Origin of the sequence: uncultured Modestobacter sp., from assembly GCF_947486615.1 — a bacterium.
GTDB lineage: Bacteria > Actinomycetota > Actinomycetes > Mycobacteriales > Geodermatophilaceae > Modestobacter.
Map to the genome: position 1 here is coordinate 293,932 of NZ_CANKUD010000003.1, position 13,490 is coordinate 307,421.

The 13,490-nt window shown below is 75.1% G+C and carries 13 protein-coding genes; 5 read left to right on the top strand and 8 right to left on the bottom strand.

Annotated features, from left to right (window positions below; all coding sequences use genetic code 11):
* Positions 1 to 16: 16 nt before the first annotated feature.
* Entirely contained in the window at positions 17 to 1,906 is a 1,890-nt protein-coding gene (locus Q1A09_RS07630) for a hypothetical protein (protein WP_299953174.1), read from the bottom strand.
* A gap of 136 nt (positions 1,907 to 2,042) precedes the next feature.
* Entirely contained in the window at positions 2,043 to 3,260 is a 1,218-nt protein-coding gene (locus Q1A09_RS07635; protein WP_299953176.1) for an MFS transporter, read from the bottom strand.
* Positions 3,261 to 3,362: 102 nt separating this feature from the next.
* Here Q1A09_RS07635 and Q1A09_RS07640 point away from each other — a divergent pair, with 102 nt between their 5' ends.
* Positions 3,363 to 4,187 (top strand): hypothetical protein, encoded by an 825-nt coding sequence (locus Q1A09_RS07640; protein ID WP_299953178.1) that lies wholly within the window; start codon positions 3,363 to 3,365, stop codon positions 4,185 to 4,187.
* Between the two features lie 94 nt (positions 4,188 to 4,281).
* Here Q1A09_RS07640 and Q1A09_RS07645 read toward each other — a convergent pair whose 3' ends face one another.
* The 4 genes from Q1A09_RS07645 to Q1A09_RS07660 all read right to left on the bottom strand — a co-directional run bounded on the left by Q1A09_RS07645 (position 4,282) and on the right by Q1A09_RS07660 (position 9,242).
* Complete coding sequence (locus tag Q1A09_RS07645; RefSeq protein ID WP_299953180.1) at positions 4,282 to 5,634, bottom strand: multidrug effflux MFS transporter; 1,353 nt, start codon at positions 5,632 to 5,634, stop codon at positions 4,282 to 4,284.
* Positions 5,635 to 5,770: 136 nt separating this feature from the next.
* The gene (mftF, locus tag Q1A09_RS07650) at positions 5,771 to 7,204 is read right to left on the bottom strand and encodes a mycofactocin biosynthesis glycosyltransferase MftF (protein ID WP_299953183.1); all 1,434 of its coding nucleotides are present in this window, start codon (positions 7,202 to 7,204) and stop codon (positions 5,771 to 5,773) included.
* On the bottom strand, positions 7,201 to 7,767 hold the full coding sequence (locus tag Q1A09_RS07655; RefSeq protein ID WP_299953185.1) for a cysteine hydrolase family protein: 567 nt from the start codon (positions 7,765 to 7,767) through the stop codon (positions 7,201 to 7,203). The genes mftF and Q1A09_RS07655 overlap by 4 nt, the downstream gene beginning before the upstream one ends.
* Complete coding sequence (locus Q1A09_RS07660) at positions 7,764 to 9,242, bottom strand: cytosine permease (RefSeq protein WP_299953187.1); 1,479 nt, start codon at positions 9,240 to 9,242, stop codon at positions 7,764 to 7,766. Before Q1A09_RS07660 ends, Q1A09_RS07655 begins: the two co-directional genes overlap by 4 nt.
* Before the next feature lie 136 nt (positions 9,243 to 9,378).
* Here Q1A09_RS07660 and Q1A09_RS07665 point away from each other — a divergent pair, with 136 nt between their 5' ends.
* Complete coding sequence (locus tag Q1A09_RS07665) at positions 9,379 to 9,705, top strand: PadR family transcriptional regulator (protein ID WP_222194668.1); 327 nt, start codon at positions 9,379 to 9,381, stop codon at positions 9,703 to 9,705.
* Positions 9,702 to 10,694 carry a hypothetical protein gene (locus Q1A09_RS07670; RefSeq protein ID WP_299953222.1) on the top strand — a complete coding sequence of 331 codons (993 nt, stop codon included), beginning with the start codon at positions 9,702 to 9,704 and terminating at the stop codon, positions 10,692 to 10,694. The genes Q1A09_RS07665 and Q1A09_RS07670 overlap by 4 nt, the downstream gene beginning before the upstream one ends.
* Positions 10,695 to 10,760: 66 nt before the next feature.
* Here the strand turns inward: Q1A09_RS07670 and Q1A09_RS07675 are convergent, their stop codons facing one another.
* On the bottom strand, positions 10,761 to 11,012 hold the full coding sequence (locus tag Q1A09_RS07675) for a type B 50S ribosomal protein L31 (protein ID WP_299953223.1): 252 nt from the start codon (positions 11,010 to 11,012) through the stop codon (positions 10,761 to 10,763).
* Positions 11,013 to 11,190: 178 nt separating this feature from the next.
* Between Q1A09_RS07675 and Q1A09_RS07680 the strand changes: the two genes are divergently transcribed.
* On the top strand, positions 11,191 to 12,192 hold the full coding sequence (locus Q1A09_RS07680; RefSeq protein ID WP_299953225.1) for an iron-siderophore ABC transporter substrate-binding protein: 1,002 nt from the start codon (positions 11,191 to 11,193) through the stop codon (positions 12,190 to 12,192).
* 55 nt (positions 12,193 to 12,247) lie between these two features.
* Here Q1A09_RS07680 and mftE read toward each other — a convergent pair whose 3' ends face one another.
* Complete coding sequence (gene mftE, locus Q1A09_RS07685; protein ID WP_299953227.1) at positions 12,248 to 12,943, bottom strand: mycofactocin biosynthesis peptidyl-dipeptidase MftE; 696 nt, start codon at positions 12,941 to 12,943, stop codon at positions 12,248 to 12,250.
* Positions 12,944 to 13,000: 57 nt separating this feature from the next.
* Here mftE and Q1A09_RS07690 point away from each other — a divergent pair, with 57 nt between their 5' ends.
* Positions 13,001 to 13,480 carry a pyridoxamine 5'-phosphate oxidase family protein gene (locus Q1A09_RS07690; protein ID WP_299953229.1) on the top strand — a complete coding sequence of 160 codons (480 nt, stop codon included), beginning with the start codon at positions 13,001 to 13,003 and terminating at the stop codon, positions 13,478 to 13,480.
* The last annotated feature ends 10 nt before the right edge of the window (positions 13,481 to 13,490 follow it).

Below are 13,490 nucleotides of genomic sequence, written 5' to 3' on the forward strand. Positions count from 1 at the left end.
CTTGCTCAGGCGCAGGTCAGGGGTAGCTGACCACCGTGCTGGCCACGCCGGACTGCTCGGCGCGGGCGGGCGCCCCCACCCCGTTGACCACCGAGTCGATCGTGCCGGCGTTGTTCAGCGAGACGGTGAGCAGGTCGTGCAGCCGCACCCCCGGCGTCACCGGCACCTCGAACGCGGTCGTGGCGTGGATCGTCGGGTCGACGTTGGTGTAGATGTAGCTGCCCAGCCCCCAGGCCTCGTGCTCGCGCACGTGGTCGGCGACCTTGTACGCGGCCCAGCCCAGGACGCCGTCATGCTGCCACGCCGCCTGGTTCGGCGGGTCGTAGGGCATCTCGTTCTGGTAGAGCACCGTGCGGCCCCGCTCGCCGTTCCAGATCGTCTGGTAGCGCTGGTAGTGCTCGACGAACAGCCCCAGGGCGGTGACGTCGTCGCCGTTGACGACCACGCCGGTGTCGGCCGTGTTGACCGTCCAGCCCACGCCCTCGCCGTGGTCGGCGCGCCAGGCCCAGATGTGGTCCAGCAGCACGTGGTCGCTGTCCACCTCCAGGCTCACCGAGGCCTTGCCGACGTGCGGCCCACCGATCCGGAAGAAGACGTCCATCAGCGCGGTGTCGTTCCCGGAGGCGTACCCGCGGTCGGAGCCGGGCCGGCTGCCCACCCGTAGCAGCGCCGGGGAGTTCACCGGTCCGGCGTCGATCATCAGCCCGGCGATGGTCACCCCGGGGACGTCGGAGACCTCCATCGGCACCGCGCCCCGCTGGGCGGTCAGCGTCGCCAGCCCCAGGCCGAGGACGACGGTGTCGGCCCGCTTGACCTTGATCGTCTGGTCGACGTCGTAGACGCCGGGGGTGAGCAGCAGGTGCTGCCCGCGGGCCAGCGCGCCGTTGATCTGCCCGATCCGGTCACCGGGCCGGGCGATGACGAAGTCGCTGAGCGGGATGGAGCGGCCCTCGGTGGCGCCGTCGGCCCACGTCGTCCCGGCGGAGTCGGTCTGCTGGGCCGGCACGAAGACCTGCCAGGCGCCGCGGTCGTCGACGTAGAGGTACGGCTTCTCCCGGGAGACCGGGGTGGTGGGCAGCGTGGTGTACGGCGGGTCCGGGAAGCTCTGCGCCGGGGCACCCTCGACCCCGGAGAACACCTGGTTCCACACCCCGTTGGACCAGCTGCCGATCGTGCTGTCGCGGATCAGGTACTGCTGCTGCGAGCCGTTGACGACCGTGCCGGCCCGGGAGTCGGCGATGTAGCCGCCGCTGGCGTACTGCGGGCCGTCGGTGCAGTAGTCCATCAGCGACAGCTGGCCGCCGGTGACGTCGACCCGGCGCATCGGCGAGGCCTGGGAGGCGGCCCAGAAGTTGGTGCCGGCCCGGCAGCCCCGGTCGAGGTCGGTGATGTTGATCGTCAGGTTGGACAGCGACCGCCAGAAGTTGTTCAGCGCGGTGCAGTCGCTCGGTGCGCCCGGTGCCGTGGGGTAGCAGCGGTTGTAGACCTCGACGTGGCCGTTGACCACCACGTCGGAGGGTGCGGCGCCCAGCCCGGCCACCTCGGTGCCGTAGCCGACCTCGATGTCCAGCGGGTCTGCGGCACTGCCGTAGGTGCCCGGCATGAACAGCAGGGCGTACCGCTCCGGCCCGAAGTGGTTGTCGACCTGCCGGGCGGCGATCGCGTCGACCGTCGCCTCGATCTCCGCGGACGGCATGCTCGGGTCGAAGACGTGCACGTTCGGCCCGAGGTCGGGCTGCTGCTGGCCGGCGGCCGGCCGGGGTGCGGCGGTGGCCACCCCGGTCGGCAGTGCCGCGGCGAGCAGTGCACCGGCCAGCGCGGTGGCGGCGAGGGCGGGGACGCGCCGGCGGGCGCGACCTGGGCGGGGAACCGAGTTGTCTCTGCGCTGAACGACCCGGAGGTGCATGGGCGACGGCCTGCCTTCGGTCGACGGTCGCCGGCGGGGTGGCCGGCGGGACCACCTGAGGTGTGTCCTGGACCACAACCTAGGCGACGCGCGACGTCACTGAGGAGTCGGCTGTGCACCCGCTGTGCTCACCCGGTCAGGCGGCGGCGAGCTCCCGGCGGCGGAGCACGGCCGAGGCCAGCAGGAAGCCCAGCCCCAGCACCGCCAGGCCCACGCCGACCGCGCTGGGCGCCCGGTAGCCGTACCCGGCCGCGATGACCAGTCCGCCCAGCCAGGCACCGAGGGCGTTGGCCGCGTTCAGCGCGGAGTGGTTCAGCGCGGCGCCCAGCATCTGCGCGTCACCGGCGACCTCCATCAGCCGCAGCTGGAGCAGCACCACCATGGTCGAGGCCGCCGCCGCGATGGTGAACACCGTGGCGGTGAGGGTGAACGCGTTGCCGGCGGCGACGACCATGACGGCCAGCAGCACCCCGGTGGCGATCGTGGCCCCGACCAGGGAGCGGAACAGCGCCCGGTCGGCGAGCTTGCCGCCCAGCACGGTCCCGAGCACGCCGCCGATGCCGAAGGCCAGCAGCACGATCGGCACGAAGCTCGCCGGGCGCCCGGCGACCTCGGTGACGATCGGCGCGATGTAGCTGTACATGGCGAACATGCCGCCGAAGCCGACGGTGGCCACGCCCAGCGTCAGGATCACCTGCGGCCGCCGGAGCGCGCCCAGCTCCGACCGGATGCTCGCCTCCGACCGCCCCGGCACCGACGGGACGACGGTCAGCACGGCCAGCACCGTCAGCGCGCCGATCAGCACCACCGCCCAGTACGCCGACCGCCAGCCCAGGTGCTGGCCCAGCCAGGTGCCGGCCGGCACCCCGGCGACGTTGGCCACGGCCAGCCCGAGCATCACCGAGCTGACCGCCCGGCCGCGCAGGTGCGCCGGCACCAGCGAGGCGGCGATCAGCGAGGCGACCCCGAAGTAGGCACCGTGCGGCAGGCCGGCCACGAAGCGGGCCAGCACGAGGCTGCCGTAGCCGGAGGCCAGGGCGCTGAGGGCGTTGCCGACGACGAACGCCGTCATCAGCGCCATCGCCAGGGCCCGGCGAGGCAGCCGGGCACCGAGCGAGGCGATCACCGGGGCGCCGACCACGACCCCGAGCGCGTAGGCGGAGATCAGGTGACCCGCGGAGGGGATGCTCGCGTCGATCCCCTCGGCGATGTCGGGCAGCAGGCCCATGGTCACGAACTCGGTGGTGCCGATGGCGAAGCCCCCGAGGCCGAGGGCCACCGTCGCCAGCGCCGCGGTCCGGGCGGAAGGGAGGGGCGGGGCCTGCGTCGTCCCGACGGCGGGGGGTGCACTCACAGCTGAGGCCAAGACCGTGCCCGCGCGCCGCATTCCCGCGGCCAGGACCCCCTTCGGGTGTTTCGGCACAAGTCCCGGGGGCGGTCTGCCGATGGTCAACCGATGACCGGCAAGCGGGCTGCCACGGCCGACCAGCGACGACGCCCGGCGGGCAGTCGCCCGGCCGGCCCGCGGCGCGCCCCGGCCCGTCGCCGGCGTGACCACACCCGCTGGCTGGTGCCGCTGCTGGCGGTGACCGTCGGGGCGGCGGTGCTCGCCCCGCAGGTGACCCCGGCGCTGGTCGACCTCACCGCCTCGACCGAGACCGTCGCCCCCGAGACCGTCGCACCCGACTCCGCAGCGCCCCAGACCGCCGCCCCCGAGCCGGCGACCCCCACCCCCACCACGACCCCGGCGCCGGTGCTGGCCCAGGCGCAGGGCGTCGACACGCTGGACGACGTCGCGGACTCCCGCGCCTCGGCCGCCTCCCGGGCGGCGGTCGCGGCCGAGGGCGGACTGGCGATCCCCCAGCCACCCCGCCCCGGGCGGATCACGATCATGCCGAACGCCGCCGTCGGCCGGGCGCCGGAGTACGAGCGGCGCCCGGACCCCTGCGGCGGCGCCGGCACCACGCCCCGCCGGATCGTCCCCGGTGTCGTGCCCGGGCCGGGCTCGGCGACGCTGGACTGGATGTCGGACCCCCGCCCCGAGGTGCTCGGCTACCGGGTGCAGGCGGTCAGCCAGCGGCTGGTCGGCGGCGTGCAGCCGCCGCCGGTCGTGCAGGCGGTCGCCCAGGTGGAGGGTTGCCAGCCGATGACCGTCACCATCGCCGGGCTGACCCCCGGCGTCCCCTACGTCTTCTGGTTCGAGCAGCAGGTGACCAGCGCCAGCACCGGGGTGACCCGGCTGGTGCAGGTCGGCACCACCGAGGCCGTCGTCATCGGCTGACGCCTGGCCGTCCGTGGACGGCCGGACGCATGGCCACCCGTCCGTGGATGGCTGGGCGCCTGGGCCGCCCGTGGACGGCCGGGCACTCGCGCCGTCAGTGGACGGCGACCGCGGCGTCCGTGTCGACGTCGGCCAGCTGCCAGGGCCGGACGACGGTGACCAGCACGACGATCGCCAGCCCCAGCGACCCGACGATCACGATGCCCATCGCCACGGCGTCGTTGCCGAGCAGGCCGACCAGCGGCGAGACGGCCGCGCCGACGCCGAACTGCACCGCGCCGAGCAGCGCCGCCGCGGTGCCGGCGGACTCGCCGTGCCGGGACAGTGCCAGGGCCGGGGCGTTGGGCAGCGCCAGGCCGCAGGCGAACAGCACCGCCCACAGCGGGATCGCGACCGCGAACAGCCCGCCGGTGTCGGTGGCGGCCAGCAGCAGCAGCGCCAGCCCGGAGAGCGTGCCGGCCACCGTGCCGGCGACCAGCACCTGCGCCGGGGAGAAGCGGCGCAGCAGCACCGGGTTGAGCTGGGTGGCCGCGATCAACCAGAAGGCGCCGGCGCCGAAGAGCAGCCCGAACTGCTGCTCGTCCAGGCCGAACTGGTCCTGGTACACGAAGGAGGAGCCCGACACGTAGGCGAACAGCCCGGCCATGGTGAGCCCGGCGACCAGCACCAGGCCGACGTAGGCACGGTCACCGAACAGCGACCGGTAGCCGCGCAACGTGCCGGCGACCCCCGCCGTGCTGCGCCGCTCCGGCGGCAGGGTCTCCCGGATGAGGAAGAAGCCGATGGCCAGCAGCGCCAGCCCGTAGAGCGCCAGGATCACGAACACCCCGCGCCAGGAGGTGAACCGCAGCACCTCGCCGCCGATGGTGGGCGCGAGCACCGGCGCGGCGCCGAGCACCAGGAACAGCCGGGAGAGCATCGTGGCGGCCGCGCGGCCGTCGAACAGGTCGCGGACGACGGCGATGGCGATCACCGCGCCGGCCGCGGTGCCCACCCCCTGCAGCACCCGCAGCGCACCCAGGACGGCGATGTTCGGCGCGAGCAGCACCAGCAGCGAGGCGACCACGTGCACCGCGGTGCCGGCCAGCAGCGGGCGGCGGCGGCCGAACCGGTCCGACAGCGGGCCGAGCACCAACTGGCCGAGCGCGAGGCCGATCAGCGTGCCGGTGAGGGTGAGCTGCACCGCCGCGGACGTCGTCTCCAGCTCGGTGGCGATCGTCGGCAGGGCCGGCAGGTACATGTCGATGGTCAGCGGCCCGAGCGCGACGAAGGCGCCCAGGGTGAGCGCGAGGCGCGCGGTGCGCGGCTTCTCGATCGAGCGGTCCGGCAGCTGCGTCGCGGCGGCCCCGGCCTGGGCGGTGGCCGCCACGGGGGCGGCGGCACCCACGGGTGGGGCGGCGGCACCCACGGGTGGGGCGGCGGTTCGGCTGTCCTGGGTGGCGGTCATCGGGTCCCCCTGGTCGGTGCTGTGCTCACGCAGGACCGACGCTGGCCACGCTCGCGGTACGAGGAGGACAAGGCTGCACGATGCAACCGCATTCCGGCCGGCGGCGGAGTTCATCCGCCGTTCGGATCGCCGCGGCTCATGCCTGCGGGCTGACCGGCTCCGGTGCGGCCGGCAGCAGGGCGCGGACCGAGCCTGCCCGCAACGCGCCGGACCAGAGCCCGGCGCCGTAGGCGAGGTCCTCCAGCCGGCGACCGGCGGCGAAGGCCGGCAGGTCGACCTCGCTCCGGTGCGGCCACCAGGCGAGGACGGCGTCAGCGACGGCGACGGCGAGCACTCCCCGGCGGGCACGGCGGGAGACCAGCCCGGCGGCCAGCGCCAGTGGCCAGTGGTGCCGGGTCACCGTGCGGGCCAGCATCCGGGCGGCGCCGGCCGTCCCGCGCAGCACCAGCCCGGCCGACCACCTCCAGGGCCGTGCGCCGTCGGGGGCGGCCACACGGGCGGCCAGCCGCCGGGTGGCCTCGCCGAGCACCGCACCGGCCCCCAGCAGCCCCAGCGGGCGACCGGTGCCCGCGAGCGCGAGCGCGGCCGCCGACCAGGGCGAGATGACCACCGGGGACACCAGGGCGCCGTGCCGCTGGGCCAGCTGAGCGGCGCTGCTGCCGTAGAAGGCCCGGCGGGCGAGGAACTCGCGGGGCTGGACCCGGTGCTCGTGCGCGACCCGCGCGGCCGGCTCGTACCGCACCCGCCAGCCGGCGCCGATGGTCCGCCAGACCAGATCGACGTCCTCCCCCACCTGCAACGACTCGTCGAAGCCCGCGCCCAGGGCCACTCGCCGGGCGAGCAGCGCCGCGCTGGGCACGTAGGGCAGTGCGCTGCGGGGGTGCACCAGTGCGCAGCGGTCCCCCATGTCCAGCGCGCTGGACAGCGCCTCGTAGCGAGCCACCCAGCCGCTCGCGCCGGATCCCGGCAGCGCGGTGATCCGTGGGGCGACCAGCGCCAGCCGCGGGTCGACCAGGTGCCCGGCCAACCGGTCCAGCCAGCCGGGCTCGGGCACGACGTCGGAGTCGAGGAAGGCGACCAGCGGCGTGTCGGCGGCGCGCAGCCCGGTGTTCCTGGCCGCGGCGGGGCCACCGGAGCGCTCGCGGCGGAGCACCCGAGCGCCGGCCGCGGCGGCGGCGACCGCAGCCGGGTCGGTCGAGCCGTCGTCCACCACGAGCACCGGCAGGTCCGCGGTCCCCGGGTCGGTGCGCAACGCGGCGAGCAACCGGGCCAGCCCCTCGGTGCGGTCCTTGGCCGGTACGACGACGGTCACCTCGGCCGGCCGCACCGGCTCGACCTGCGGATGGGCCAGCCCGGTGTCGAGCAGCCGGCCGGCGAGACCGGCGGTGCGGGCGTCGGTGACCGTCAGCCGGTCGCCGTCGAGCATCGCCCGAGCAGCGGCGGACAACCGCAGCTGGCGCAGCGGCGAGCCGCCCACCAGGACGGCGCCGTCCTCGCGGCGCTGGACAGCCGGGTCGAGGGCGACCACGAGCCCGGGCGGCAGCGTGCCCGACGGCGCAGGGACGGTCATCTGCGGCCGAGCACGGCGTCGGTGGTGGTAAGCGTGATCAGCGGAGCGTAGAGCGCCATGGCAGCCAGTGCCCGCTCGTGGTCGGCGTCGGTGGCCCCGGCGCAGGCGTCGGTGACCACGTGCACCGGCACCCCGGCGTCCGCGGCCGGCAGGGCGGTGGAGAGCACGCAGCAGTCGGTGGAGACCCCGGCCAGCACCAGCGGCCCGTCCCCGACCAGGGCGGCGAGCTCCGGGCCCCACTTGCCGAACGTCGTCGCGGTCAGCACCGGCGCCTCCCCCGGGTCGTCGACCAGCGCGTACAGCGGGGCGTCCGGCGAGGTGAGCGCGAACGGGAACTGCGCGTAGTAGGGCACCCACGCCCCGGCCGGCTCGGCCGGCGCGACGAACCGGGTGTGCACCACGCGCCCGGCGAAGGCGGCCGTCAGCCGCCGGATCGCCGGGTGCACCTCGGCGAACCGCGGCGCACCCCACGGGGAACCGGTGTCGGCGAACACGTGCTGGACGTCGACGACGACGAGCACGCCGTCGGTCACGGGCGCATGACCCATCGGCGCCTCGGTCACCCGGCCTCCTGCTGCCGGACCGCCCCGCGCCGCAGCAGCAGCGTGCCGGCGAAGCCGACCACCAGCGCGACCAGCACGCCGAGGTTGGCGAAGGCCCAGTCGCCGTCCTTGCCGCCCAGGCCCAGCGGGCCGAGCAGGTAGCCCTGCCACTGCAGCCACCCGGCGTAGGTGTTCGTGACCAGCCCCCAGCCGAGCACCGTGCCGGCGGCCAGCAGCGCCAGCGGGACCGGCGGGACGGCGCCGTAGCGCCCGCGCGGGTCGTAGAGCGCGGCCTCGTCGTAGTCGCGGCGGCGCAGCAGCAGGTCGGCCAGGACGATGCCGCACCAGGCGGCGACCGGCACGCCGAGGGTGATCAGGAAGCCCTGGAACTGGGTGAAGAAGTCGCCCTCGGCGAGGAAGACGACCCAGACGGTGCCCAGCACCATGAGCGCGCCGTCGATGGAGGCCGCCACCGGGCGCCGGATGCGCACCCCGGCGGCCAGCAGGGCGAGGCCGGAGGAGTAGATGTCCAGCAGCGCGCCGCCGATCAGACCCAGCACGGCGACGACGGCGAACGGCACCAGGAACCAGGTGGGCAGCAGCGTGGCCAGCGCCCCGATCGGGTCACCGCCGATCGCCCCGGCCAGGTCGGGTGAGGAGCCGGCCAGCAGCAGCCCGACCACGAGCAGCACCGCCGGGGCGAGCGCGGAGCCGAACGTCGTCCAGCCGACGACGCCGCGGGTGGCGGCGGTGCGCGGCAGGTAGCGGGAGTAGTCGGCCGCGGCGTTGACCCAGCCGAAGCCGTAGCCGGTCATCACGAACACCAGCGCCCCGATGAACGCCGCGGTCGACCCGGACGGGACGGCGCTGACCGCGGACCAGTCGATCTCGTCGGCGACCAGCAGCAGGTAGACCACGGTGAGCACGCCGGTGACCACGGTGATCACCGCCTGCATGCGCATGATCAGGTCGAACCCGAGCACCCCGCCGGCGACCACCAGCGCGGCCACCACCACCAGCGCGACCAGCTGGGTGGCCGTGCCGCCGCCCCAGCCGAGCTCGGTGAAGACCGTCGCGGTGGCCAGCGTGGCCAGGGAGCAGAGCACCGTCTCCCAGCCGACGGTGAGCACCCAGGACAGGACCGCGGGCACCCGGCCGCCGGTGACCCCGAACGCCGAGCGGCTGAGCACCAGGGTGGGCGCCGAGCCGCGCTTGCCGGCGATGGCGATCAGGCCGCAGAGGGTGAAACTGGCCACGATGCCGACCAGGCCGGCGACGACGGCCTGCCAGAACGAGATGCCGAAGCCGAGCACGAACGCGCCGTAGGCCAGGCCCAGCACGCTGACGTTGGCGCCGAACCACGGCCAGAAGAGCTGCCGGGGCGTGCCCTTGCGCTCGGCCTCGGCGATCACGTTGATGCCGTTGGCCTCCACCGCCACCCGCGGGGTGGGGGCCGCCGCCGGGGCGCCCGTCTCCCCCGTCGCCTGGTGTGCCATCGGTGCTCCGTCCTCGCCGGCGGGCGCTGCTGCCCCGCTCCCGGAGCCGGACCCTAACCGCGCCCACCGACAGCCGTACCGGACTCCGCGACACGATGCATCGACAGCCGATGCATCACCGCGTTAGCGTCCCGGCATGGACGCGAGGCCGCTCACCGAACCGACGTTCCTGGTGCTCGCCGCGCTCGCCGACCGCCCGCGGCACGGCTACGGGGTGATCGGCGAGGTCGAGGAGCTGTCCGGCGGCCGGGTCACGCTGCGGGTCGGCACGCTCTACGGCGTCCTCGACCGACTGGTCGCCGAGGGGCGGGTCGAGCCCGACCGCGAGGAGGTGCACGCCGGCCGGGTGCGCCGCTACCACCGGCTCACCGCGGCCGGCAGGCAGGCGCTGGAGGCCGAGCTGGCCCGGCAGGAGTCCAACGCCCGCGCCGTCCGGGCCCGGCTCGCGGTGCGGCCGGCGTGAGCCCGCTGGAGCAGCGCTACCGCCGGCTGCTGACCTGGCTGCCCGAACCGGCCCGCTCCCGGTGGGCCGACGACATGACCGGGACCTGGCTCGAGGCGACCACCACCGACGACCCGGAGTACGCGGAGTTCGGCAGCCCGTCGCTCGCCGACCGGCTGGACGTCGCCCGGCTGGCCCTGCGGTTGCGGCTGGGGGCACCGGGTGCGTCGGTGCGGGCGGTGGCCACCGGCCGGACGGTGCGGCTGGTCGCCGTCGCCGGGACCCTGGCGCTGGCCTCGATGGCACTGGTCGGCCTGGTGTCGAGGGCGTGGCTGCACGGTCTGCTGCCGCTGGTCGACGCCCCCGAGCTCGGACCGGTGGGGTGGGGCCCCTGGGACGCCGTCGCCACGCTGGTCAGCGGGCTGACCGTGACCCTGGGCGTCTGCGCCCTGCGCGGGCTGGCCGCCACCCGCCCGCTGGCCCTGGTGGTCCTGGCCACCCTCGTCGTCGAGGCGGTGACGACAGTGGGCGGCCCGGGCGCGCTGTTGACCCTGCTGACCCAGCTGACCGTCGCCGTGCCGGTGGTCGCCGCCGCCCTCGCCCCGACCGGCCCACCGGTACACCGCCGTTGGTGGCCCGTCTGGCTCGGCCTGCTGCTCGTTGCGCCGTGGGTGGTCGGCGCCACGTTGGTGACGCTGCTCCCTGCCGGGCCGGCCGACGGGCTGCTCGCGCTGGGCGACCAGTTCGTCCAGCTGGGGATCGCACTGGTGGCCACGGCCGTGGTGTTGCTCGCCCGCCGGCGGCCGGAGCGGGGGGCCGCCGAGCTGGCCACCGCCGTCCTGGCGGTCGCCCTGCTGCCCGCCCTGGCGAGCCGGCTGCCCTACGACACCCCGGCCGGCTACGCCCCGACCGTGCTGGCGGTCACCGTCGGCGTGCTGCTGGCGGCGGCGGCCACCGGGGCGGTGGGCACGCGGGCGCTGCGCGCCCTGCCGGCCGACGTCCCGGCCTGACCCGCACACGACGACGCCGCCGGGCCCACGCGGGGCCCGGCGGCGTCGATCAGGGAGTGCGGGCGGTCAGCCGCGGGTGCGCGCGCCGTACCGCTGGTTGAACTTTTCGACCCGGCCCGCGGTGTCGAGCACGCGCTGGTTGCCGGTCCAGAACGGGTGGGAGGACGAGCTGATCTCGACCGGGACCACCGGCAGCGTCTCGCCGTCCAGCTCGATCGTCCGGGTCGTCTCGACCGTCGAGCGGGTCCGGAAGGTCTCGCCCGTCGAGGTGTCCTGGAACACGACGGTGCGGTACTCGGGGTGGATGCCGTTTCGCATGGTGATCTCCTCGGTCTGCGCGGGACGTCCACCCCCGGTGGGGCGGGCTGATCGCGACTGTCCTGGTCAACCGCGGTGGGGCCCCGACTGTTCCCCGCACACCCCGGCCGGACGGTGACCGGACCGTGACCTCCGTGTGGTTAGGTCAGCCTCACCTGACCACCTCGAAGGAGCTCGCATGTCCCGCAACGCCCTCCGCGGTGCCGCCCTCGTGGCGACCGCACTCGTCGTCACCAGCTGCGGCGGCACCGACGCCAGCGACGACACCGGTGCCGAGGGCGGTGGCAGCACCGGCAGCTCCTCGGGCGCCTTCCCGGTCACCGTCAGCACCGCCTTCGGCGACGTCGAGGTCCCCGAGGAGCCGACCCGCGTGGTCGCGCTCGGCTGGGGCGACGCGGAGATCGCGCTCGCACTGGGCGTGCAGCCGGTCGGCGCCAGCGACTGGCTCGGCTTCGGCGGCGAGGGCGTCGGCCCGTGGGCCGAGGGCGAGTACGACGAGGCCCCGGAGATCATCGAGACGCTGGAGCCCAGCATCGAGGCGATCGCGGCGCTGGACCCCGACCTGATCCTGGACACCAAGTCCCCGGCCACCCAGGAGCGGTACGACGCACTGAGCGAGATCGCCCCGACGATCAGCCAGCCCGAGGGCACCGACGCCTACGTCGTCTCCCTCGACCAGCAGCTGGACCTGATCGGCCAGGCCCTCGGCAGGACCGACGAGGCCGAGGCGGTCCAGGACGACGTCGAGCAGGCCTTCACCGACGCCGCCGAGGCGCACCCGGAGTTCGACGGCACCGAGGTCGCCGTCGCGGCCTACACCTCCGACGGGTTCGGCGCCTACGTGCGCGGCGACTCCCGGGTCGACTTCATGGAGCAGCTCGGGTTCACCAACTCCCCGGCGGTCCAGGACCTGGCAGACGAGAGCTTCTACGTGTCGGTGAGCGAGGAGCAGCTGCCGCTGCTGGACGCCGACCTGACCGTCGCCTTCCCGATCTTCGTCGAGGCCAGCGAGATCACCGGCAACCCGCTGTGGCAGGCGATCCCGTCGGTGCAGGCCGGCAATGCCGTCGTCCTGGACGACACCACGCTGACCAACGCCTTCTCGATCGGCACCCCGCAGGGCATCCAGTACGCCCTGGACAACGCCGTCCCGCTGTTCGCCGACGCGCTGGCGGACTGAGCACCCGCACTCCCTGCACGACCGCACCACCGGCGCCGCCGGGCGCGCACCTGGGTCAGCCCAGGAGCCGCCCGGCGGCGTCGGCGTCCCAGCCCCGGACGGCGGCGACCAGCCGGTCGACCAGCCCGGTCAGCAGCTCCGCCCCCTCGGCCGCCGACGCCCCGGCCGGGTCGCCGAGCACGCCGTCCGGGCTGACCGCGCGGACCCCTCCGGCCCGCAGCCGGGGGAGCAGCTCCCCGATCGGTGCGGTCTCCCCCGCCGCGGCCAGCTCGCTGCGCACCCCGGCTGGTTCCACGTGCAACGCCAGTGACGTCTCGGTCCGCCCGGCATGGGCGTCGCCGCCGGGGACGCCGCACGGGAACCAGGCGACGTCCCGGCCCTCCTGCCGCAACCGGGGCACCGCCGTCCGCAGCGCGTCGAGGTTGCCGCCGTGGCCGTTCACCACCAGCAGCCGGCCCGCCCAGCGCCCCACCGAGCGCCCGTACTCGACCAGCAGCGCGGTGAGCGCCTCGGTGCCGATCGAGATGGTGCCGGGGAAGCCCTCGTGCTCACCGCTCGCGCCGTAGGCCAGCGACGGCGCGAGCACCGCGTCGTCCAGCTCGGGGACGGCGGCCTCGGCCACGGCCTGGGCGATCACCGTGTCGGTGGTCAGCGGCAGGTGCCGGCCGTGCTGCTCCACCGACCCGAGCGCGACGACGACCAGCGGCGACCGCCCGTCCAGGTCCGGCCAGGTGGCCTGCTGCAACCTCACGCCGGGAACCCTGTCAGACGGGGTGTCACCGTGCGCCGAACCGGGCACGGGCACCCCATGGCTACCGACGAGACCCGCAAGGTGGCGGAGCTGCTCAAGGACGAGCGCATCGCCGTGTTCACCACCACCGCCCCCGACGGCACGCTCATGAGCCGGCCGATGGCCATGCAGGAGATCGAGTTCGACGGCGACCTGTGGTTCTTCGCCAGCCGGGGCTCCCGCAAGGTCGCCCACGTCACCGCCAGCCCGCAGGTCAACGTGGCCACCTCCGGCAGCGACAGCTGGGTGTCCCTGACCGGGCACGCCGTGGTGATCGACGAGCTGGAGCGGAAGAAGAAGTTGTGGAACAAGGCCGTGGAGGCCTGGTTCCCCGACGGCCCGGAGGACCCGGACATCGTGCTGCTGCGGGTGGAGGCAGCCTCCGCGGAGTACTGGAACTCCCCCGGCGGCCGGATCGCCTCGGCGATCAGCTTCGCCAAGGCCAAGGCGACCGGGCAGCCGCACTCCGGCGGGGAGAACGAGCGCGTCGACCTCTGAGACGCAGCTC